Origin of the sequence: Ensifer sp. ENS02, from assembly GCF_014851885.1 — a bacterium.
GTDB lineage: Bacteria > Pseudomonadota > Alphaproteobacteria > Rhizobiales > Rhizobiaceae > Ensifer > Ensifer adhaerens.
On sequence record NZ_JACVAO010000033.1, the window covers coordinates 1 to 22,366 of the forward strand.

Genomic DNA, 22,366 nt, shown 5'->3' on the forward strand with positions numbered 1-22,366 from the left:
ACGGCCCTGTCCAGCGGAACGAAGACCATTGAGCCGATCGGCAAAAAAGGCCGGTCAGAACAAAACCGAACCCAAGGAAAGCCGCCAACTCAAGGCGTTCTGCCCCTTGCGTTCTTTCATTGGAGAAAGCGATGACGATTTCCATCCGTGACCAACTGGTTACTCTTGACCTGGAACTGCCCGCACCGACGTCTCCGGCTGCGAACTACATCTCGGTGGTCCGCACCGGTAACCTGTTGTTCATTTCCGGTCAGATCAGCAAGGCGCCGGCTGGTGAGATCATTGCAGGCACCCTGGGTGCGGACATATCTCACGAGCAGGGGGTGCAAGCGGCGCGTATCGCAGCCCTTAATCTTCTCGGACAGATCGCTGCCAATACAGACGGCTCGCTTTCGTCTGTCCGTCGCATCGTGAAGCTTGGCGTATTCGTCGCGGCAACGAGCGAGTTCAAGGATCACTCGAAGGTTGCAAACGGTGCCTCCGACCTGATGGTTGCGGTGTTCGGCGAAGCCGGGCAGCACACGAGGGCCGCCATTGGTGTCAGTTCGCTTCCCTCGGGGGCAGCCGTCGAGATCGATGCGGTTGTGGAACTGGAGCAGACCAGGTGCTGACCGACGCAAAAATCGACAGCCTGCGCAACGACACACCCGGCTGCGCCCAGCGAAGTCACTTCAATCACGCCGGAGCTTCGCTTCCACCGAGGCGGGTCACCGAAGCAATTATCGGGCACTTGATGCTGGAATCGACGCGAGGCCCGATGGAAGCTGCCGCACTGGTTGCGCACGAGCTCGCGATACTTCGTGCCAATGCTGCCAAGTTCATCGGCGCCGACGAAGGCGAGGTTGCGTTCGGTGGATCGGGGTCTGCCCTTTGGGGGAGCGTGTTTGCCGCGTTGCCACAGCTAAGGTCGGGCGAGCGCATTTTAATTGGCCGACAGGAATGGGGCGGTAATGTCGCATCGATGCAGCGTGCGGCAAGCCATGCCGGGGCAAGTATCGAGACCATTCCTTGCACGGAAGACGGCAGTGTCGATCCGAACGCTCTTTCCGCAATGATCGACGACAAGGTGCGCATGATCTCGCTTACATGGCTTCCTGCCAACGGGGGACTGATAAACGACGCCGAAGCCATCGGGCGGGTCGCCAACGCGGCTCGCATCCCATACTTCGTGGATGCCGGGCAGGCACTTGGTCAACTCCCAATCGACGTGTCGAGGATAGGTTGCGATGTTCTCAAGGCGGCCGGCAGGAAATACGTTAGAGGGCCGCGCGGAACGGCTCTCGTTTACGTTCGCTCCAATTTCCTTGAGAAGCTCGATCCCGGTTTCGTTGATGTGAGCTCCGGCCCTCTCGTGAATGGAAAAGTCGAGCTGAGGAAAGACGCTCGTCTATTCGAAACGTCCGAAGCGCCTATATCACTGCTCCTGGGGCTCGGCGAAGCGATCGCGCTGGCTTCGGAGTTGGGTGTCGAGGCAATCCAAGCCCGCATTGCCCTACTGGCAACCCGGCTTCGGGAAGGGTTGAAACGTATTCCGGCGGTTGAGGTGCGCGATCTCGGGGAGAAACAGTCGGGCCTTGTTTCTTTCACCGTGGAGGGAATTTCGGCATCGGTTGTGAGAAGCAAGCTAGCCGAGAAGAGTATCTCAATCGGAGCAAACGGCGTACCCTACACGCCCTTCGACATGACCGCGCGCGGACTGCAGGAGATAGCTCGAGCCTCGGTCAGTTATTTCAATACTGCGGGAGAGGTCGATGGCCTCGTCCACGCGGTTGAGCAAATCGCAAAAGATGTGATCCAATAGAAGGACGGAACCACGATGGATTTGGGAATAAGCGGTAAGCGCGCGATCGTCTGCGCGAGCTCGAAAGGGCTGGGCAGAGGCGTGGCGCAGAAGCTCGCAGAGGCGGGCGTGATCGTTACCCTGAACGGTCGTAACCGGGACACGCTGGAGGCCACCGCGAGGGAGCTTCGCGAGCTGACAAGTGCCGAAGTCTATGCCGTGGCAGCGGACGTGACGACCGTAGAAGGACGGCAAGAGCTTCTCGAAGCGGAACCGAAAGCCGACATCCTCGTCACCAACGCAGGGGGACCGCCGCCTGGGCTCTGGTCTGATTGGGAGACGAATGAATGGTTGAACGCACTGAACGCCAACATGCTGACCCCGATCTTGCTGATGAAAGCGGTTCTGCCCGGTATGATCGATAGGAGCTGGGGGCGCGTCGTCAACATCACCTCCGCCTCGGTAAAGTCACCGATCCCGGAGTTGGGCCTGTCCAACGCATCGCGCAGCGGACTGACCGGTTTTGTGGCAGGGACGGCAAGGCAAGTCGCGAAACATGGCGTAACGATCAACAACCTCCTACCGGGGTCACATGAGACTGATCGTGTAGCCGTGCTTCTCCAGCGACGGGCAGAAGTGAAGGGCATCTCAATCGACCAGGCGCGGCAGGAGGCGCATGCGGAGAATCCGACCGGGCGCTTCGGCACGATTGAGGAGTTCGGCGCTGCCGCGGCATTTCTTTGCAGCCAGTACGCAGGCTATATTGTCGGCCAGAATATTCTGCTCGACGGTGGCGCTTTCAGGTCGACGCTTGCTTAAGCTCCAACGTCTCACGGCATCGCGGACCTCATTTCCGTGTCAGAGGGTATTCGAATATTATCAAATACCCTTTGATGATCAGATCGACTTGAGTTTGACGCGCTGTTCCGGCTTCTCCGCGTCTTCCTTGCGCTCGCTGTATCGGTCGACGAGATAGGCCGACGCCTCAGCAGCGTGAATTTCATCAGCTCCTCGCAGAGGTCGACAACGCGGTCGTAGTGGGACGATGGCTTCATACGCCCATTTCCGTCGTACTCCTGATAGGCCTTGGCGACTGACGTTTGGGGATCGTGATCATGCGCATCCAGCGGCCGGGCAGCCGGAGGGTATTGATGGCATCGAAGGACTGAGAACCATCCGACTTGCATGACCGCAAGGGACTTCCCCTGCGTCGTACAGATCGAGCCGACGGACAGCGGGATCCAGTCGATCTGCGCCTTCATGATCCTGGGGCGCTCCGGGCTGCCCCAGACCTGGCCCTCCGACCATGCCGAAAGTTCCCGGCGTTCCTGGACCTTCGGATGGCGCACGGGTGCATCATCCGGAAGCGGTAAGCCGGAGGGATCAGATGAAGCACACCTCAGCCCCGAAATGCTCCCAAATACCCCCAGTGCGCTAAGGAGGCGGAAGGCGACGGCTCTTGCTTTTCAACCCACAAGCGTCCCAGCGATTAACTCTAAGGCCCTGGTCGTAAGTCGCCCTCAGAGCCTCACTTTGCTGGACGATCCCAGGCTCCATCCTCAAGACGGCGATCCTCGATCAGTTTCCCCACCTGAAGCAAATCGGGCGCATCCGCAAGCGTCCGCGCCAAAGCATCGTTCCGCGGATCCCTGCAGCCGAAATTGAAGACAAGCTGGTCAGAACGTCCGACCTCGATCCACGTCACCGAGACTGAAGCATGATCCGTGGCAAACTGTCTGCACCGCGCATGCCCCACGGTAATGGTCTCCGTTCCTTGTGGCCGATGCGGTGCGAGTGCCGACTGAAAGGTGGACCATTCCTTTGGCGTGATCGAGAAAGACTGTTCGCCATGAACGCTTGTAAAGCGCCGGCCCTCGAACATACCCCCGCTGGCGCTCACCTGGAAACGGTAAACGGGGCACTCGCCGAGACATGGTTTGCGTTCGACAATGATGCTCGGCGTCTGGCTTTGCTCCACCAGCAGCGCTGCCGCAGCCATTATAATCTTCGCAACCAGAATCATATCGTGCACCCTTTCAGGACCCTGGGCCGGTCGTCAGGTCCGCTCAACACGTGTGTCACGGGTCAGCATCTTTTGCGTGTTAAGAAGTCAACCTCAACCAATACGCAGTCCCAGTCAACGCCCTTTTGTGGCTGACAATCTTGACCTGTATCCGGGCGGGTCACGCGTCTGCCCTTAGCGAGGGGCCGGTCGGTTGGAACAAAACTCCCAAGGTACTGTTTACCTACAAATATGCAGGAGGATCAAACATGGCCGATATCGGGCTGCCTATTCCGAAGGCGATCGTCGATCCCACTAAAGATTTCGTGGGCATTCCGGCACAGCAGAGAAACACTGCTAAGGAAATCAATCGACTTAGAAAGCAGGTGCGTCGCTTGCAGACGCGTGTTGAGAACATGGGCATAGTGGCAATTCGTCCGAGGCGAAGGACGTATCGACTGGTAGGCGCGGCTGTAACCATTGCCTTTGCGGGGCTTTCATGGGCCCTTTGGAGATCACGCGATACGGCGACTTTTCGTCGAATAATATCGGTCGCGCTTCCGTTTCGCGATCCCGGCAACTTCTGACCTCTCGCCCCAAGGCCGGTTTTTCAAGCCAGGATCGCCCCCCGTCGGGAAGCGGCGACCGAGGACGCGCCAATCGGCTCCAGTACGGAGAATATCGATGGAACTCGGCCCGGGTCCGCGGGGATAATCGGGGCTAGCCGATCTCCCCAAGAGTCTCGCCGTCGCATGCGAAACGAATGTAGGCTGGCTTGGCGAAGGCGAACAGCTTTCTTGCCAATTCAGCGGTCGACAGCGGTGAGCAAGGTTACCGCGCGACGTTTGGAAGCCGACGGGTTGACGGCTCAGTGGATCGGTCGTCCAAACCCTCTGTTAAATCTCTGCCGCTAGTCTGTTTCAAAAGGGGATACGGAAAGGCATTTTGATGAGAGGCGCGGCGCCGGTGATGTATCAGCACTTCCTGAACAAGCAAGAGTCCTTCATGTACGATCGGGAAACCAACTTCCCAATGGAGGACACGCGGAACGATGCGCGCATCGAATACACTGAGAAGGGCATGACGCAACTGAGCTCTCGTCGCTGCGAGATCATCAAGCTTTCGAAAAGCGGCGCCCTGATCAGCATCCTCACGCAGTACACGCTGCCACAGAATTTCTACCTGGACATCCCGAGCGCCCGCATCCAGATGGTCGGCTGCCTGACAAAGCGGGTGCATGCTAACAACATTATCGAAGCGCAGTTCCTGCGCATGCTGACGGACCGCGACCTCAATCGCATCTTCGTCTACAGCACCCATCCGAACCACCGTAATCGCACGCTCGACATTTACCGCTAGAAAGCAAATCGTCGGCGCCGCCGCCAACGCAGCGCCTGCGGTAGCGACCACCAGGCCATCCCAAAAGGGAGCGGCGATGTCCCTCAGGGCGCCGAGTGACTGGGCAGATCCCATCAAGCACCTTGACGGTCTGCGAGCACATTGACGGACAAGGCAGCTCGGTAGGTTGCTTGGCATGGCATCGGCTGTGCCTAACCACCGCGCCGCCGGCAGAGGATATTCTTCACACGAAACACCTGCCATCGGACAGGCGGGACCTGTCCTTGGAGGAACAACAATCCGGCGCGGGGGTTTTCGACTCCAGTGTAAGGAATTTCCTGATGGGATGGATTGAGGTCGATCATGGCGGCTGACAAGCTCTCAACCTACAAGAAGAAACGGGACTTCAAGCAGACAAAGGAACCGAGCGGCGCGGCCGCTGTCAAGCCGGCCAATCGGCTTCGCTTCATCATCCAGAAACACGACGCGACGCGCCTTCATTACGATCTTCGCCTCGAACTCGACGGCGTGTTCAAGTCCTGGGCTGTGACGAAGGGGCCGTCACTTGATCCGCATGACAAGCGGCTGGCGGTCGAGGTGGAGGATCATCCGCTCGGCTATGGGGATTTCGAGGGCACCATCCCGAAAGGCCAGTATGGCGGTGGCACGGTCATGCTGTGGGACCGGGGCTATTGGGAGCCGGAAGGAAACAAGTCGCCGGAGGAAGCCCTGAAGAAGGGCGATTTGAAATTCGTGCTGCAGGGTAAGCGCCTAAATGGCAGCTTCGTGCTCGTGCGGATGCGCAACGACCGCGACGGCGGTAAGCGCACCAATTGGCTGCTGATCAAGCATCATGACGATCATTCCGTTGAAGAGAACGGCGCTGCCATCCTGGATGAGAACATGACCTCGGTGGCTTCTGGACGAACCATGGAGCAGATCGCAAGCGGCAAGGGGCGCAAGCCCAAGCCGTTCATGATGGCGAGCGGTGAGGTCGAGGCCGACGCAGTCTGGGATAGCAAGCGAGGGCGCGCAGCCGGTAAACGCAAAGAGCGGGGTCGGGAGGATGTGGCGGCGTCGACCGGGGTTGACTTGCCCGACTTCATTGCTCCGCAACTCTGCGAAACCGTGGAGCGCCCGCCGGCCGGGAAGAACTGGCTGCATGAGATAAAGTTCGATGGATACCGCATCCAAATGCGGGTCGGTGACGGTGAGGTCATGCTGAAGACCCGCAAAGGGCTGGACTGGACGGCCAAATATCCGGAGATAGCGAGCGCTTCCTCCCAACTGCCCGACTGCATTATCGACGGCGAGATCTGCGCGCTCGACGACAATGGCGCTCCGGATTTCGCGGCGCTTCAGGCCGCCTTGTCGGAAGGCACCACCGGCAACCTGGTCTATTTCGCGTTCGACCTCCTGTTCGACGGCGGCGAGGATTTGCGGCCGAGGCCGCTTACCGATCGAAAGGCGCGTTTGCAGGAGCTGCTAGCAGATGCGACCGACAATCCTCGTCTTCGCTTCGTCGAGCATTTCGAGACGGGCGGCGATGCGGTCCTGCGTTCTGCGTGCAAGCTTTCCCTCGAGGGCATTGTCTCGAAGCATGCCGATGCGCCCTACCAGTCCGGCCGTACCGACACCTGGGCGAAATCGAAATGCCGCGCCGGGCATGAAGTGGTTATCGGCGGATACGCCAACACGAATGGCAAGTTCCGGTCGCTACTTGCCGGCGTCAATCGCGGTGAGCATTTCGTTTATGTCGGCCGCGTCGGCACAGGCTACAGCGCCAAGAAGGTCGAAACACTGCTGCCAAAGTTGAAGGCTGTGGAAACGACGAAGTCGCCGTTCACGGGGATCGGCGCGCCGAAGAACGAAAAGGAAGTCGTCTGGGTGAGACCCGAGTTGGTCGCCGAGATCGAATTCGCTGGCTGGACCGCAGACGGGCAAGTCCGCCAGGCCGCCTTCAAGGGCCTGCGGGAGGACAAGCCGGCCGATGAGGTGGAGGCGGAAAAGCCGGCATCCCCCGCGAAGACCAAAACGCCCAAGCCCGCGCCGATGGTGAACAAGGTCCCGCGCCGCAAGGGCGCGAAAGCCGAGGTCATGGGCGTGCTCATCTCCAATCCGGACAAACCGTTATGGCCGGACGCCGACGACGGCAAGGCCGTCACCAAAGAAGAGCTGGCCCGGTATCACGAAGCGGTCGGCTCTTGGCTGATCGAACATGTCAGGGGCCGGCCGTGTTCGATCATCCGCGCGCCTGACGGCATTGGCGGCGAACAGTTTTTCCAACGCCACGCCATGCCGGGTACGTCAAACCTGCTGGAGCTGGTCAAGGTGTTCGGCGACAAGAAGCCGTATTTGCAAGTCGACCGTGTAGAAGGCCTCGTCGCCGTCGCCCAGATCGGCGGCATCGAACTACATCCATGGAACTGCGAACCAGGAAAACCGGAGGTGCCGGGCCGGCTGGTTTTCGACCTCGACCCCGGTCCGGATGTGCCGTTCGCGGCTGTGGTTGCGGCCGCCCGTGAAATGCGGGACCGGCTTGATGATCTGGGACTTGTCAGCTTCTGCAAGACGACTGGCGGCAAGGGACTGCATGTGGTGACGCCGCTGGCCGTGAACGCGCGTACGCCACTTTCATGGGCGCAGGCGAAGGGCTTCGCCCGTGACGTCTGCCAGGAGATGGCCCGCGATAATCCAGACCTTTATCTCATCAAGATGACGAAAAGCCTGCGGGAAGGCCGCATCTTCCTCGACTATCTGCGCAACGACCGCATGGCGACGGCGGTGGCCCCGCTGTCGCCACGGGCGCGTCCGGGCGCCACCGTGTCGATGCCGCTAACCTGGACGCAGGTCAAATCCGATCTCGATCCGAAGCGGTTCACCGTGCGGACCGTACCGGCGCTGCTAACGAAGACGATTGCGTGGGAGGACTATTGCGACGGACAGCGCGAGCTCGAACAGGCCATCAAGCGGCTCGGCAAGCACAAGGCTGCGGCATGAGCTCTGAACGGCAGGGGCGCCAAGACTACATAGGACGCATGAAAAATCACACTGTCCCCATCGAGCACCTGACCCGCCTTCGGCGCATCCGCGGCCTGGTACGGTTGATGGACACGGCGCTCCGCATTCCCGGCACGCGCGTATCGCTGGGCGCGGACTCGGTTCTTGGCCTTATCCCAGGCGTGGGCGATTTCGCAGCGGCGGCTATCAGCCTCGTCATCGTAAACGAGGCGCGCCGTCTCGGCGTGCCGAATGACAAGCTGGTGAAGATGCTTGTCAATGTCGGCTTCGACACGGTCGCAGGAAGCGTGCCGGTCCTCGGCGATGTCTTCGATATCTATTTCAAGTCCAACCGCCGCAATCTGCAACTCGTGCTGGACCACTTGGGCCTCGACCACGCTGACCTCGATCGGTAACGCCGGTCAGCTGCGGGTTCCAAGCGTGGCGATATCGAACACCGCGGCATTGTCCTGGATTTCGCGCAAGCCCTTATAGGAGGCGTGGCGCAGATTTCCCTCGACCGTCCAGCCGCGGAACTCGATCTCGGCGATCAGCGTCGGCAGCGCGAACACGTAATTCTTGCCCTTGACCGGCACGACCGGTTTCTTCGTCTTCAGCTTGTCCAATGTCTTGCGCAGGTATTCGGCATCCTTCGCCTTGAACCCGGTCCCGACAGAACCCACCGACACCCAGCTATCGCCCCGCCGGGCGGCAAGCAGAAGGCTGCCGATCCCGCTACGCGCTGCAGCGGACTGCTCATAGCCGACGATCATGAAGCTCTCACTTTGAACGCATTTGACCTTGATCCAGTCGCCTGTTCGTCCCGACCTGTATGGCCGCTCGCGGTGCTTGGCAACAATGCCTTCCAGCCCCATCGAACATGCATTTGCCAGCAGCTCGACGCCATCACCGTGCGCTTCTTCCGACAGTTGCACCGCGCCGCTTGCGCCGTCGAGGAAATCCGTAAGCAGATGCCGGCGAACCGAAAGCTCCGTCTTCGTCAGATCGTGGCCATCAAAATAGAGAAGATCGAATGCGACAAAGACCGCCTCCGTCGAGGCGCGCTTGCCGCCGCGGCCCCCGAGCGAGCGTTGCAGCGCCCCGAAGTCCGCATGGCCCTCCTTGTTGAGGACCACGGCCTCGCCATCGAGGATGGCGGTCCCGACGTCGAGCCTCTTTGCGGCTTCCGCGATCCGTGGAAAGCGATCGGTCCAGTCGTGGCCGCCGCGCGTGATGATCCTAACACCCTTCGGTTCGATGTGGATGGCGAGGCGATACCCGTCCCATTTGATTTCGTAGAGCCATTCCGGTCCTTCCGGCGGCGTCGGCCGCAGAAGCGCCAGGCACGGCTCGATGCGGCCGGGCATCGGATCGAAGGGCAGAGTGGGCTGGTCGCGATTGCGTCGGCGGACCGGCCGCGACTGGAGCGCAGTACCGGAGTCATCGAGCAAGGGTATGGCCGATCGGCGCTTCGCTTTCATGGCGATTCATCATGCGCAAGAGAGAATACGAACATAAGTGCCTTCCGTGAAGTTTTCAGGATGAGCGCTTTCCTTTTCCGCTCGCCGCCAAACTCTGGCGAAGAGCGTCCATGATGTCGATGACGTTGCTGCCAGCCGCGCCGGTCTCTTCCTTGGCCTTGCCCTTCTTCAAGGGCCTCAGCCCCTTCTTCTTTTTCGCGATAATGTCGAGGAGAGCGTCCTGCACGGGGTCGGAAACCATGTCCGGGGACCAGGTCTTGGTGTGCTGCTTGATGAATATCTCGACAAGGGGAACAAGATCAGGGTCCGATGCATCGTCGATATCCTCGAAATAGGACTCTTCTGGCCGGACCTCGTCGCCGAAGCGTAGTGTCCAGAGCACGATACCTTCGCCGCGCGGTTCGAGCACGACTGCCCGCTCGCGCCGGCCGATGACGAGTTTCGAAATGCCGAGCACCTTGTCGGACGCCATGGCGTCGCGAATGACCGCGAAGGCCTCATGGCCGACGGGATCGTCGGGCACAAGATAGTGCGGCTTTTCGAGATAGATCCACTCGATGCTGTTGCGCGGGACGAACTTATCGATGTCAATGGTTTTGACGGTGTCGAGCGCGACGGCATCCAGTTCGTCGTCCGTGAGAAGCACAAAGTCGTTCTCGCCGCGGGGATAGCCCTTTATCTCGTCATCATCCTTCAGCGGTTTGCGCGTGACCGCGTCGACAAATTGGGAGACGACGCGATTTCCGGTCTCTTTGTTGAGCGTGTGAAACCTGACTTTTTCGCTCTCCGACATTGCTGGCGACATCGAGACCGGGCAGGTGACGAGCGAGAGCTTCAGATAGCCTTTCCAGTATGGGCGCGGCGCCATGATCGTGCTCCTCAGCCGGCTTTACGCTGTCCGGAAGTCGAGCCGCGCGATTTCGAGGCCGCGGCGCGCGACGCCGGCTTGCGCCCGGCGCCCTTGTTGGCATTGGCGGCGGGTCGCGTCAGTTGACCGCCGCCGGCCTTCAGCATCTTCGCGCTTTCGCGTAGGGCGGCCAGTAGGTCGTCCGGTTTGGAGACCTTGACCTCCTTTCGCTTCGGCAAGGCCTTGCCTTCAATTTTCGCCTTCACCAGCTCAGCGACCGCCGTCTCGTAACGATCGTCGAACGCGGCCGGGTCGAAGGTTCCTTTCTTTGTTGCGATGATGTGCTTGGCAAGATCCAGCATCTCACCTTTGATCCGCAGCTTCGGCACCTCCTCAAACGCCTTCTGTGATGAGCGGACTTCGTAGTCATACTGCATCGTGGTGGCGATCAGGCCTTTGCCGTGGGTGCGGATCAAGAGTGTGCGTATGCGACGAAACAGGACCGTGCGCGCGACCGCAGCGACCTTCGACTTCTCCATTGCATCGCGCAGCGCGGTAAAGGCGTCTGACGAAACCCGGTCGGTCGGCACGAGATAGTAGGGTTTGTCGAAATAGACGTCGTCAACGTCGGAGCAGGGAATGAAGGCTTCGATCTGCAGGGTCTTGTCGCTGTCCGGAACGGTAGCGGCCACCTCCTCCGGATCGATCATGATGTACTGGCCGTTTTCGATCTCGAAGCCCTTTGTCTGATCCTCCCGCTCGACCTCCTTGCCGGTGTCGCTATCGACGAAGACACGGTTAACGCGATTGCCGGTGCGGCGGTTGATGGTGTGAAACGCGATGCGTTCCGAGGTGCTGGCGGCCGTGTAGAGGCCGACTCCGCAACTCACCTCGCCGAATTTGATGAAGCCCTTCCACTGGGCGCGATGACCGGCCATCTTTAAAACTCCCGCCTCGAGGCAACCAAAGCGAGTCAAGCGAATCACGAGCGAATTTGTTCCGCCTCGAAAGGAATCGAAAATCAATAACCTAGGCATGCGTTGGCGCCCTTTTTAACCAGTCTCGACCATGGCGCTGATTCGCTGCATCTTTTCGGGGCGGCGTGCGTTCTTCCGAAGCCACAACTGGAAGGGAGATGTCATGACGAAACGTGAATTCGTCGATAGCAGAACCGATAGGCGCTATATTCGGCGCCGCGGGAAACGCCAGTTCAAGGAAAGTATCGATGTGAACCGGGTCCCCGTTCGCCGATCAGCGCACAAAGGCGAAGACTGAGGCAAAACCCGGCAAGGCGGTCGCGGAGATTGGCATAGGAAGCATTGGCGCCCGGGCCGCCCTCTGTCGTAGCGACGGGTGATGCGATGACCGACGATGTCGAGATTGATCATGAAGACAAAGGGGCCGGCGAGCGCGTGTCGGTCGCATTTCCGTTCGACCGTATGACCGTGCAGCGGTTTCGCGAGGCTTTTCCACGCGCCCGCTGGAGCGACCGGCGAAAGGCCTGGATCGTCCCCGGCACGACCGCGCGCCGGCGCATCGATCGCTGGCTGGCCAGGGAAGACGCCCGCGTCGATCCATACGCAGAGGGAAAGGGCAGGGATGCTTATGCGTTCGAGCCGATCCTCAGCCCCTATCTCAACGTCGACAAGGACGGGTTTCGCATCCGGACGCCTTTTTCACGCAAAGTGGTCGAGGAAATCCGGCAGGTTCCATTTGCCCGTTGGGATGGCGAGCATAAGGTGTGGCGGGTGCCATTCGCTTCCTATGATGATCTTGTCGATCGCTGGGGGGCTATCGAGGCGGAAGCGCAGCGAAATGAGCCTGAAGAAAAACGCAAGCGCGCCGAGGCGCGCAAGGGAACCTACGAGGAAAGACTGTCCCGCCGCCGGGCGGTCGAGCGCAAGCGCCGGCGCATCCCGCTTGCCGTCGATGATTTGCCCCCGATAGGTCGGCCGCTTGCGACGCCGCTCTACGGGATCGTCGTAGTTGGAGACATAACCGGTGAGCTGGTCGATTGCCATGAGGTTGCCGACCTTTATCCACACATCGCCGGGGATCACGTTTGGGGCCTATGGCGAACGCCTTCGCTGGAGGAGCTGGTGCAGTCCTGGCCCTCGAAAAGGGCGCCGGAAGAGCGTGAGCGCCAGCGCGGCTGGTGGCTGCCCACTCTTGAGGAACTGCGCGAGGCGCGGCTGACCGCCAAGGCGCGCGAACGCAGGGCCAGACAAAAGGCTCAGGCCTGAATTCAATCCGATGGTGGTTCGATCTCGATGATGACCGACCCATGGCCGGTGGTGTGCTCCAAGCCACGAGGGCTAGGTGGGACACTCGCCTTGCTGAGCCAGGGCGCAAGCGCCGGGCTGAGGAGAAGATGGTCGATACGCAGGCCGGCATCGCGCTCACAGGCGCTGCGCCAGTATTTCCAGAAGGTGTAGATGCGTTCCTTCGGATGAATATGGCGGATGGCGTCGGTCCAGCCTTGGGCTAGGAGATCGGCATAAGGCTTTCCTGACTTCCGGCCGGAACAGCGCGTCGTCGCGCCAGCGTTCCGGTGCGTAGACGTCCAAAACCGTCGGGGTCGCGTCCTTGGTTTACAAAGGACCTTCAGTTCGTTCGATCGTTATCGCCACCGCCGCAGCCACCCGACCGCTCTCGAAGGCCGCCGGGCCGTCGACGTCAAGACGACGACCGGCTCCCGCTTCACAGCGGATGCCGTCGTCCTCGCTTATCGTTGTTTTGGGTATCCATTCCCGAACGACGGGAAGGTCCCCTCATGGCACGTATCAGCAGGACCGGCCCCTTCGCCGCATATCGCCGAACTCATTGTTGCCCTCGATCCTGATCGTCCATTCCACAGCCATCGTCGCCTGCTGCATCGAGGCAACCAAGAGGCCCACCAGCACTGGAAACGCCCTCAAGAAAAGTTACCGGCCTAGTCAAGAGCGCAGCCATATAAGGCGATGATCAACTTGGATCGGCGCCCATGACAAGTCCCTCGATGTCGTGCTTTTGGGTAATCGGCACGAGCTCGTCCACGACGCGGCAGACGAGGTGCTTCTTGCCGATTTCCGGCAGGGCATCGTACCAATCCCGCGTGACCATCATGTCGTGCAACTCTGCATGCCCGGCGCCCGGCCTGTCCACACCCAGCACCATGACGGGTCGTGCAATAGGGGACTGATGCTCCGTGCCTCGGTGCACCGTCAGCGCCGAGCGGCAGGAAATGTCGCCGCGCTGCGGATACTTGCGTGTCGCACGCTCTTGAAACCGGCCCCAGAGCGCCTTGGCCGGGAACATTTCGTGCTTCCATTCCCGGCCATCGTCATATTGCGTTCCCGGCGCCACTTCGAACGGCCCCATATCCTCGGTGACGTCAACGCCGGTGAGGTTGAAGGCAAGCGAGGTAATCTGGCGGTCTCGATAGGTCTCTACGGGCGAGGGGAAGTCGCGATGCCACGGCTGGTATTTCGCGCCCTGGAACGGCACGTCGAGGCCTATCTCCACGATCTGGTAGTCCGATCCAAGCACGTTGGTGCAGACATCCACCACCCATGGATGGGTGATGAGATCCACGAAGCCGCGGAAGGCCTGGGGATGGATTTCGACATACCAGCGGCGCGGTCCCCGGCTGACCGCGCCGCCGGGCCTTTGAATGGCCGACCAGAAGGCCGTCATCATGTCCTCGTGCATATCGTCGGCCCATGCCAGACTAAAAGCACCCTTCAGCCCGATGATGCCGTCTGCCGCCAGCTGGGCCATCTGCGCAGCAATATCGTAGTCGGGTGCTGGCTTCGTTTTCATCCGGTTCTCCTCCCAATTTTCAACAAGGCTACTGCGACTAATAAATATTAGTCAATGGCCGATTTTTATTAGTTGGTGTAGAGAGGGCAAAACGGGGGCGACATGAGCGGTGGAAAAACGAAGACGCGCGTAACCATGATGGATGTGGCCAAGGCGGCCGGCTGTTCGCAGGCGACGGTCTCGGTGGTTCTCAACAATGTCACGGACATCAAGATATCGCCTGAGCTTCGGGCGCGCGTGCTGGATGTCGCGCATAGGCTCGGCTACGGGCTTGCAAGCCCCATCCGTCGCGCGGGCCTTGAGGATCTTCGCGGCGGCTGTATTGGCTTCATCGTCGATCAGCTCGCGACGACCCCGGAAGCCGTCAACGCCATCGAGGGCGCGCGGCACGCTTCCTGGGAGAACGATGTTACAATTCTCGTGGCGCAGACGCAGGGACGGGCCACGCACGAGCGCAAGGCGGTGGCCAGCCTTTTGCAGGCCGGTGCGCAGGGGATCGTCTACATGTCCGTGTTCACCCGCCGCATATCGCTCGATCCGGTCTTCGAGGACCTTCCCGTTCCGCTCGTGCTGCTCAACTGCTATACCAGCGATAACCGTTTTCCCGCAGTGGTTCCTGATGAGGTGACCGGCGGGCGCATGGCGACGGCGACCCTTATCAGGAAGGGGCATACACGCATCGCAACGATCGTCGGCGAGAGCTTCATGGAGGCGGCGCAGGATCGCCTCGCGGGCTATCGTGAGGCGCTGGCGGAGGCGGGCTTACCCTATGATGACGGCCTGGTGGCCGAAGGAAACTGGACGCCGACATCCGGCTTCGAGGCTACCCAAAAACTCCTGTCGCTTCGAGAGCCGCCGACGGCGATCTTCTGCCAGAACGACAAGATGGCGATGGGCTGCCTAATGGCGATTGGCGAAGCAGGTCTGCGCGTTCCGCGGGACATCTCTGTCGTCGGCTACGATGACGACGAACTGTCGCGCCATCTGCGACCGCAACTGACTACCCTGGAGCTTCCGCACCGGCCGATGGGGGCCTGGGCGATTGAGCACCTTGCAAAGAAGCCGCGCTCAACGCATCACAGCCTAAAAAAGCTCGGATGCACTTTGGTCGTCCGGGGCTCGGTCAGTCGTAAATCGGCCTGACAGGATCAAGGCGATGGGTAATTATTTCAGCGGACGAAAATCTTGGAAATTGCGCTCCAAGAGCGCGCGTGTTGCTCACCCGCGTAAGACGGAAATGGCCAAGAGAAATGCATCGCCCCTGAAACCTTACCAGCTATCCCACTCCGAGCCATCGGCGCGCGTCGCCAGTCTTGACGCCTGATCCGGCGGCGCGTGACGTCACGACGTGGCTCTTGTCTATTGCGGTAATCGGAAATGGTCGTCGATGAGACGGCGGTGGCGAGTGTCCTTGTGCCAGCCGATTGCCTTTCGGTAGCTGCCGAAAAGCTGCCTTTCATGCACGCCTTCGACGGTCAGGCCGTGGACGGCCTCAGCATCCGGTTCAACATACAGCGCATCGACGGGGCAGTAGAGTTCGCACATGAAGCAGGTCTGACATGCATCCTGACGCTTGATGAGCGGCGGTCCTTCGCGCTGTGCTTGGAACACGTTGGTGGGGCAGACCTGGACGCAAAGATTGCAGTCGGTGCATGTGTCTGTGTCTAGAACTTCGATCATTATTCTGCTGCTTGCTTGTATACGCCGGGATCGACCGCTTCGTGCCGAACGGCGATGTGGTCGAGGCCGCTGAGGATGAGCCTGTGGTGTTGGGCGGGGTTTTGCGTCGGATAATCCTCCCGTCTGTGCATACCGCGCGTTTCGGTACGAGAAAGCGCCGCGCGATACATGAAACGCGCCGTTGCCAGCATGGCCTGCGCCTGCCGCAGCTTGAGGGAATGATCCTCGTTGAGAGGGGTTGCCCGTCCGACGTTTTCCCAAAGCGCGTCCAGCCGCTTCAGAGATGCCGAAAGGGTCGAATGCGTGCGGAAGTAATTGATGTCGAGCGGGAATACCTCGTTCTGGACAGCCTTGATGATCTCTGCCGGGTCGATGCCCTTCGTTTCAGAGAGCGCGATGCATGCCAGGCCGAAATCGGTAGCGCTTACCCGCTGCAATGAATAGGACGCGGCAGCCGCGCCAGCAAAGGCACCTGTGGCGATCGCCCAGGCCGCGTTGTGGCTGCCACCGCCGGTGAACCCGCCGCAGATCGGCTCGCGGGTGGCGTTGTCGCCAGCGGCGTAAAGCCCCGGAACAGTCGTTGAACAGTCGAGGCCGGTCAGCCTCAATCCACCTGTACCACGGACCGTACCTTCAAGCCTCAGCTTGACTTCGAAGAAATCGGTAAAGGGATTAATGCCGCGCCTATCGAACGGAACGAAGAAGTTCGGCTGCGCGCGCCTGAGGATCGCCTTGACCTCGTCAGTCCCGGCAAGGTCCAGCCGCGCAAACACCGGCTCCGAAAGCAAGGTGCGGGCGATAATCGAGCGCCCACGGGCCGAACCCGCTCCCTCGATCAGGCTGTGGTCCTTCCGGTAGAACTGCGCAAAGCGGTAAAGCGCCGTCTTGGTGATCGAGGCGAAGGCGGGCGAAATCGCGTAGGCGGAGGAAAATTCCATGCCCGAGAGTTCGGCGCCAACCTCCGCGCCCATCAGATAGCCGTCTCCGGTCAAGACGTCGCAGCCGAGTGCCTTGCTCATGAAGGCACAGCCGCCAGCGGCAAGAACGACGGCGCCGGCGTTCACCACCCAATGACCGCCGGCCTGGCGCCGCAGGCCGCTTGCGCCGACGACGCGTCCTTCCAGTATCAGCAGTTGCGTCGCCGGATGATGATCGAGAATGGTGATCCCGGCATTCCTTACCCGGCGCCGCATCAGCCGCATGTATTCCGGCCCCTGGACCGAGATACGCTGCTCTTCGCCGTCGTCGTTACGGGGGAAGGGGTAGCCCCAGTCCGCCAACCGATTAACACTCTCGAACGTCTTGTCGAGGACGGGCACCATCCAGGAACGTTCGGACAGATAACCGCCCATCGCCTCGCGGCTGGCCATGGCTGCCTCCCGTTCCGCCGGGTCCGGCGGCACATACCAGATCTGGGTGCCGGCCGAAGCCGTGGCACCGGAGCTGCCGCAATATCCCTTGTCGACCAGCACGACCTTAGCGTTGCTGGATGCAGCTTCGATGGCGGCGCAGCACCCGGCGGGTCCACCGCCAATCACGAGCACGTCGCAACCGATTTCGACGGCGGCGACGCTTGCCTCACCTGACTGTTGCAATGGCACACTCATGACAGGGATCCTTTCGACGAAGAAATATCGTTGCGATTTAAATCTATGCAATGCATAGATTTTTGAGTCGTTTTTGCCGGAGCCCGCCCATGCCTCTCGCCAGCCTCGCCATGTATGTCAGTCCGCCGCCCATCGAGGAGGCGACGCGGCTTTTCTGGAAAGCATTGGGGGACCGATTGCGTGGGTATGGCCTTGATGCGCCCGGGGCGCTTGACGAGACCGTCGCCTACAACGAGGCGTGGTTCCGTCCGGACCTGCTGTTCGGCCAGACCTGCGGATATCCCTATGTCCAGCACCTTCGCGGGAGGGTTCAACTGGTGGCGACGCCCGTTTACGACTTGCCTGGCTGCGACGGCCCGCACAAATGCAGTTTCATCATCGTCAATGCCCGGTCGTCGGCCAGCTCGCTCGACGATCTGCGCGGGATGCGTGCGGCGATCAATGAACCGGGCAGCAATTCCGGCTACAACCTGTTTCGAGCTGCGGTGGCGCCACATGCGGTCGACGGCCGCTTTTTCTCGTCGGTCATCGAGACGGGCGGGCACCGAGCAAGCATCGATGCCGTAGCGAGTGGCGCGGCCGACGTCGCGGCAATCGACTGCGTTACGTTCGGCAACACACTGCGCTTCGATCCCGATCGCGTGGCCGCGGTCCGTGTTCTTGCGGAGACGACGAAGGGACCCGGACTGCCCTTCATCACATCCGCCTTGACCTCGGCCAAAGACCTCATGATCCTGCGGCGTACACTGGCGGAGACGATCGGCGATCCTGAACTCGGCGGCGTCTGTGACACGCTCTCGCTCAAAGGCATCAGCCTCCTGGGCGATTCCGACTACGAGGCACTGGCCGAGCTTGATCGGGACGCTGCACGCCATGGTTACCCTGCTATCGTCTGAGGGATGACGGCCGGCCTCACGTTCCGACGTCCCAATCATCATGATCTCGGGCGTTGGAGACGCCGATAGCCGGGCGGACGCCATCAGTGTCGGTGCAGACGACTATGTGATGAAACCGTTCAGCGTGAAGGAACTGCGTGCCCGCGTCCATCGCCTGCACGAGGCGCGGATAGGCCGCAACGCTTTGCGGCAGAGCGTTGCTTTCAAGATCGGCAATATCGATTGCGACATCGGACGCCTGTCCATGGATTTCGGCGGCGCCAGTCGGCCGCTGACCGCACTCGAAGGACGGATACTGCAGGTCCTTCACGACAGTGTTGGTGAAGATTGCCCGAAGTCTTGCATTGCAAGGCAGGCGCTCTTTCGCGAGTACGATCCGCGCGACAAGACCATCGACGTCTACATCAACCGGTTGCGCGGCAAGTTTGCGGAACTGGATGCCGCCAGCGGCGCTGCCATTAAGACGATCCGCGGCGTGGGCTATCGCCTGAGCGATATCCAACAGCAGGGATAATGGAAAAGCCTTATGCTTCAGTGTGAAAACCGTGATGTGATTTCCGCGAAAGCGGTCGGTGCCAAAGGATATCCACCGGATGAGTCGGCTCGCCTCAAGCGTCTGAGAGAATTGTCCATCGTCTCAACCGGCCCGGATCCGGTGCTGGATGCGCTCGTCCATGCCGCCTGCCTTGCGGCCGATACGCCGATCGGTCTCATCACATTGCTTGACGGCGAACGCCAATGGTTCAAGTCGAAGCGGGGCAGGGGACAGGTCCCGCAGAGCGGACGCTTTCTGCGACTACACAATCCGGTCGTCGAGGCCCTTCGTCGTGCCGGATGCCGCTCGCGATGTCCGCTTTGCCGAAAACCCTTTCGTCACCGGAAGCAACCGGATCCGTTTCTATGCCGGCGTGCCGCTGGAGATCGAGCCAGGGCTTCGGCTCGGCTCGCTCTGCGGTCTCGATCAGGTGCCGCGACGCCTGGGGGCGGACGTGCGCGGTTTGCTGGATCGGCTGGCGCGTTGCGCAGTGGAGCGTCTCCTGCAATCCGAAGACCGGTATCTGTTGTCCCGGATCGACCCGGGCCGGCTCGATCGTGCGAAAGCCGACAAGGCGGCGCTGGCCATCGCGGAAGAGGCGCTCGCACAGGGTCTCTTCGTGCTCCATTACCAGCCGAAGATTGCGCTCGATACTGGACGGCGCGTCGGCTTTGAGGCACTTCTAAGGCTCAAGAAACCCGATGGATCGGTTCTCGGCCCCGCGACCTTTGCCGCGGCTCTGCACGACCCAATACTCTCAAGGCGCATCGGCAGCCATGTGCTGAAGAGCGCCGTCGCACAAGCCCAGGCGTGGGAGACGGCCGGAGTCGATTTCGGGCACATCGCGGTCAACGTTTCGTCGTCGCAGTTTATCGCGTTTCCGGGCAGCCCCTGCCTTGTCGATGAAATCCTGGCCGCGACCCGGTCGGCAGGACTGTCGCCTCGGCATATCCAGATCGAGGTCACGGAGGGTGTCATGCTGTCGGAACAGGGCGGCGACATCGGCGTGCAGCTTGAGGCGCTGCGTGCAGCCGGCTTTATCGTCGCGTTTGACGATTTCGGCACTGGCTTTGCTTCCCTCGTGCATCTGAAGGAGTTTGCCTATGACCAAACTAAAATCGACGGTTCGTTCGTGCGTGCGATGACCGCCGCGAACGCCGATTATGCCATTGTGAAGGCCATCATAGATATGGCAATGGCGCTGGGAAAGAAGGTCGTCGCCGAAGGCGTTGAAACGGTGACAGAATTCCACGCACTACGAGAACTCGGCTGTCACTATGGCCAGGGATTCTTTTTCGGCCGACCCGTCGGCGCCTCTGATGTACGGTTTTTTCCCGCCTAATGGACGGGACCGCGGGCTACCTCCCACGCATTTGTCGCGCCATGCAGTAGTTGCTTTGTGTGTAGCCGTCGGAAAACCTACGGTCTTAGCACAGCCGCTCAAATGTCCGCTTGGCCGTGTGCTGCTGCTTCACCAGTCCTCCCACGCGTCTGTCTGAATGTCATTGATGAAGACGGCAACGCTCGACGGCTTACCCGCCGTCTTCGTCCTTGTGTAGCCCGGCGGCAGCGAGAACCGACATTCGCTCGGTTTTACGCAGCAATGTCCGTCAGCGCGGCTTTGATGTGGTATCGTCACCGCCCGCCCGCTCTGCCGAGGCATAACGATGACCGACCACCTGCTCACTCAAAGTCTGTCGATGATCGTGGTCTCGGCCGTTGCCGTGGCGTTCTTCGCCGCACTGCGAATGCCTGCCGCCATGGGCTACCTCCTGGCGGGTCTTGCGATTGGTCCCTATGGTCTGAACCTCGTGGCACTCGGTGACGATACGCTCTTCCTCGCCGAACTCGGCCTGATCTTCCTGATGTTCATGGTCGGGCTGGAGTTCTCGCTGACCACCCTGCTGGCAGCGCGCACCGACGTCCTCTTGGCAGGCAGCCTGCAGGTGGGAGGGACCCTGGCAACGATTGCCGCCGCGCTCTGGTGGCTCGGGCTTGATCCCCGCATCGCCATTCTGCTTGGTGGTGCTGTGGCGATGTCATCGACGGCCGTTGCCATGAAGCAGCTCGCCGAGCAAGGCGAGATTTCGAGTCAGCATGGACGCTTTGCCCTTGGTATCCTGTTATTCCAGGATATAGCGACGATCCCCCTGCTTGTCGCCATAGACAGTTGGTCGAGGCGAACATCTGTTGATCCGTTCGATCTCGTGGGGCGTCTCGGGCTAGCGGCGATCGCACTCATCGAAGTTTCCATCGTCGCCCGCCCGCTCGTCCGCACTGTCCTTGCCGGTGCTTCCAAGTCCCGCTCGAACGACTTGTTTCTCCTAGCGGCGCTTTTCGTTGCGCTCGGGGCCGCCTATCTCGCTCATCTTGCTGGGCTGGCTTTGCCGATTGGCGCCTTCATAGCTGGTATGGTGATTGGCGGGAGCGATTTTCAACACCGAGTCGAGGACGATTTGCGCCCGTTCCGTGATGTGCTTGTCGGTCTGTTCTTCGTCACCGTGGGCATGCAGATAGATCTCCGGCTGATCGTGGTGTTTCCTTACGCCATCCTCGCTTGGTGTGCGGTCTTTCTGTTCGGCAAAGCGCTCACTACCTTCGTTGTTGGGCTCATGCTGCGCAGGTCCGCAGCGATCGCCCTCCGCGTCGCAGTCATCCTTGCCCACGGCGGAGAATTCGGCCTGCTATTGTTGACCCTGGCCATGAACAGCGGCCTGCTGCCATCCGAGATCGGTCAACCGGTCCTAATTGCCCTTGCGCTCACGATGGGTCTAGCCCCACTGCTGATTCAGCGCAGCGCGTTTATCGAACATCTCGTGGGTAATCGGCGCTCCCGCGTGGCCGCAACCGAGACTGCGCTTCGCACAACATGCGAGGCGCTCGATCGACATGTTGTGCTGTGTGGATGCGGACGTGTCGGCCGCCTCGTTGCGACCGCGTTTGAGGAGGCGAAGATACCGCACATCGCCGTTGAGTCCGATCTCGCGCGGTTCAAAGAAGCCCAACGACACGGCCACACTATCGTGCACGGCGATGCCGCGCATCGCCGGATTTTGTCCGCCGCGGGCCTCGCAAGGGCCAGGTTGGTCGTCATAACTTTTGACAGGCACGCCGCCGTCGAACGAATCCTGAAGTTTGCGAGCGAGCAGCAAGTGGCAATTCCCTGTGTTGTCAGTACGGCTGATGACTACGATATCAAGACTCTTGTCAAAGCCGGCGCGAAAGTCGTCTTTCCTGAAAATCTTGCGGCCGGTTTAGCGCTCGCCGACCAATCGCTTCTGCTGTGTGGCCTCACGCAGGAAGAGGCAGGGCGGATCATTACCACGCTTCGCGCTGAGCTAAATCCGGAGCTGCGGGAACGGGTCGGAATCTGATCGTGCTGTTAGTGCGAGGCGGACG

At 60.7% G+C, this 22,366-nt stretch carries 20 protein-coding genes and 2 pseudogenes; 13 read left to right on the top strand and 9 right to left on the bottom strand.

What is annotated here, in order from left to right; all coding sequences use genetic code 11:
- The first annotated feature begins 131 nt into the window (after window positions 1–131).
- From IB262_RS34515 to IB262_RS34525, 3 genes are read left to right on the top strand one after another with little or no spacing between them, the layout of a single operon-like run.
- On the top strand, window positions 132–611 hold the full coding sequence (locus tag IB262_RS34515; protein ID WP_112976271.1) for a RidA family protein: 480 nt from the start codon (window positions 132–134) through the stop codon (window positions 609–611).
- The gene (locus IB262_RS34520) at window positions 605–1,801 is read left to right on the top strand and encodes an aminotransferase class V-fold PLP-dependent enzyme (protein WP_348646955.1); all 1,197 of its coding nucleotides are present in this window, start codon (window positions 605–607) and stop codon (window positions 1,799–1,801) included. The genes IB262_RS34515 and IB262_RS34520 overlap by 7 nt, the downstream gene beginning before the upstream one ends.
- Before the next feature lie 15 nt (window positions 1,802–1,816).
- Complete coding sequence (locus tag IB262_RS34525; RefSeq protein WP_113553760.1) at window positions 1,817–2,599, top strand: SDR family oxidoreductase; 783 nt, start codon at window positions 1,817–1,819, stop codon at window positions 2,597–2,599.
- 78 nt (window positions 2,600–2,677) lie between these two features.
- Here the strand turns inward: IB262_RS34525 and IB262_RS36300 are convergent.
- Together IB262_RS36300 and IB262_RS36305 are read right to left on the bottom strand one after the other, a co-directional pair.
- Window positions 2,678–3,165: pseudogene (locus IB262_RS36300) on the bottom strand (NAD(P)H-dependent oxidoreductase); the annotation flags it as partial.
- A 143-nt stretch (window positions 3,166–3,308) separates the two neighbouring features.
- The gene (locus IB262_RS36305; protein WP_246802829.1) at window positions 3,309–3,803 is read right to left on the bottom strand and encodes a DUF6438 domain-containing protein; all 495 of its coding nucleotides are present in this window, start codon (window positions 3,801–3,803) and stop codon (window positions 3,309–3,311) included.
- A 248-nt stretch (window positions 3,804–4,051) separates the two neighbouring features.
- Between IB262_RS36305 and IB262_RS34540 the strand changes: the two genes are divergently transcribed.
- The 4 genes from IB262_RS34540 (at window position 4,052) to IB262_RS34555 (ending at window position 8,536) form a co-directional block, all read left to right on the top strand.
- Complete coding sequence (locus IB262_RS34540) at window positions 4,052–4,369, top strand: hypothetical protein (RefSeq protein ID WP_034799802.1); 318 nt, start codon at window positions 4,052–4,054, stop codon at window positions 4,367–4,369.
- Between the two features lie 361 nt (window positions 4,370–4,730).
- A complete protein-coding gene (locus IB262_RS34545; RefSeq protein WP_112976270.1) occupies window positions 4,731–5,141 on the top strand; it encodes a hypothetical protein in 411 nt (136 codons plus the stop codon).
- Between the two features lie 342 nt (window positions 5,142–5,483).
- Window positions 5,484–8,120, top strand: coding sequence for a DNA ligase D (gene ligD, locus IB262_RS34550; protein WP_113553759.1), 2,637 nt, complete (start codon window positions 5,484–5,486; stop codon window positions 8,118–8,120).
- Window positions 8,117–8,536, top strand: a complete 420-nt coding sequence (locus tag IB262_RS34555; protein ID WP_162770686.1) for a DUF4112 domain-containing protein — start codon at window positions 8,117–8,119, stop codon at window positions 8,534–8,536. Before ligD (IB262_RS34550) ends, IB262_RS34555 begins: the two co-directional genes overlap by 4 nt.
- Window positions 8,537–8,542: 6 nt before the next feature.
- Here the strand turns inward: IB262_RS34555 and ligD (IB262_RS34560) are convergent, their stop codons facing one another.
- Genes ligD (IB262_RS34560) through IB262_RS34570 form a run of 3 tightly spaced genes read right to left on the bottom strand, consistent with a single transcriptional unit; the run spans window position 8,543 to window position 11,386 of the window.
- Complete coding sequence (gene ligD / locus IB262_RS34560) at window positions 8,543–9,601, bottom strand: non-homologous end-joining DNA ligase (RefSeq protein WP_089045307.1); 1,059 nt, start codon at window positions 9,599–9,601, stop codon at window positions 8,543–8,545.
- 55 nt (window positions 9,602–9,656) lie between these two features.
- A complete protein-coding gene (locus IB262_RS34565) occupies window positions 9,657–10,469 on the bottom strand; it encodes a Ku protein (RefSeq protein ID WP_192494511.1) in 813 nt (270 codons plus the stop codon).
- Between the two features lie 11 nt (window positions 10,470–10,480).
- Complete coding sequence (locus IB262_RS34570) at window positions 10,481–11,386, bottom strand: Ku protein (protein WP_089045309.1); 906 nt, start codon at window positions 11,384–11,386, stop codon at window positions 10,481–10,483.
- 423 nt (window positions 11,387–11,809) lie between these two features.
- On the opposite strand from IB262_RS34570, the gene IB262_RS34575 reads away from it, so the two are divergent.
- A complete protein-coding gene (locus IB262_RS34575) occupies window positions 11,810–12,691 on the top strand; it encodes a hypothetical protein (RefSeq protein ID WP_192494512.1) in 882 nt (293 codons plus the stop codon).
- A gap of 2 nt (window positions 12,692–12,693) precedes the next feature.
- Here IB262_RS34575 and IB262_RS36310 read toward each other — a convergent pair.
- Together IB262_RS36310 and IB262_RS34580 are read right to left on the bottom strand one after the other, a co-directional pair.
- Window positions 12,694–13,024: pseudogene (locus tag IB262_RS36310) on the bottom strand (exodeoxyribonuclease III); the annotation flags it as partial.
- 388 nt (window positions 13,025–13,412) lie between these two features.
- Window positions 13,413–14,249, bottom strand: coding sequence for a phytanoyl-CoA dioxygenase family protein (locus tag IB262_RS34580; RefSeq protein ID WP_112976266.1), 837 nt, complete (start codon window positions 14,247–14,249; stop codon window positions 13,413–13,415).
- Window positions 14,250–14,351: 102 nt separating this feature from the next.
- Here IB262_RS34580 and IB262_RS34585 point away from each other — a divergent pair, with 102 nt between their 5' ends.
- Window positions 14,352–15,392: a LacI family DNA-binding transcriptional regulator gene (locus IB262_RS34585; RefSeq protein ID WP_060528828.1), complete on the top strand. Its 1,041-nt coding sequence runs from the start codon at window positions 14,352–14,354 to the stop codon at window positions 15,390–15,392.
- A 216-nt stretch (window positions 15,393–15,608) separates the two neighbouring features.
- Here the strand turns inward: IB262_RS34585 and IB262_RS34590 are convergent, their stop codons facing one another.
- Window positions 15,609–15,929, bottom strand: a complete 321-nt coding sequence (locus IB262_RS34590; protein ID WP_112976265.1) for a ferredoxin family protein — start codon at window positions 15,927–15,929, stop codon at window positions 15,609–15,611.
- Entirely contained in the window at window positions 15,929–17,536 is a 1,608-nt protein-coding gene (locus IB262_RS34595; RefSeq protein ID WP_192494513.1) for an FAD-binding protein, read from the bottom strand. Before IB262_RS34595 ends, IB262_RS34590 begins: the two co-directional genes overlap by 1 nt.
- 89 nt (window positions 17,537–17,625) lie before the next feature.
- On the opposite strand from IB262_RS34595, the gene IB262_RS34600 reads away from it, so the two are divergent.
- The 4 genes from IB262_RS34600 to IB262_RS34615 all read left to right on the top strand — a co-directional run bounded on the left by IB262_RS34600 (window position 17,626) and on the right by IB262_RS34615 (window position 22,341).
- A complete protein-coding gene (locus IB262_RS34600; RefSeq protein WP_192494514.1) occupies window positions 17,626–18,432 on the top strand; it encodes a PhnD/SsuA/transferrin family substrate-binding protein in 807 nt (268 codons plus the stop codon).
- A gap of 34 nt (window positions 18,433–18,466) precedes the next feature.
- Window positions 18,467–18,946 (top strand): response regulator transcription factor, encoded by a 480-nt coding sequence (locus tag IB262_RS36820; RefSeq protein WP_348646957.1) that lies wholly within the window; start codon window positions 18,467–18,469, stop codon window positions 18,944–18,946.
- 208 nt (window positions 18,947–19,154) lie between these two features.
- Entirely contained in the window at window positions 19,155–20,309 is a 1,155-nt protein-coding gene (locus IB262_RS34610; RefSeq protein ID WP_192494515.1) for an EAL domain-containing protein, read from the top strand.
- A 325-nt stretch (window positions 20,310–20,634) separates the two neighbouring features.
- Window positions 20,635–22,341 (top strand): cation:proton antiporter, encoded by a 1,707-nt coding sequence (locus IB262_RS34615; RefSeq protein ID WP_192494516.1) that lies wholly within the window; start codon window positions 20,635–20,637, stop codon window positions 22,339–22,341.
- Window positions 22,342–22,366 lie beyond the last annotated feature (25 nt).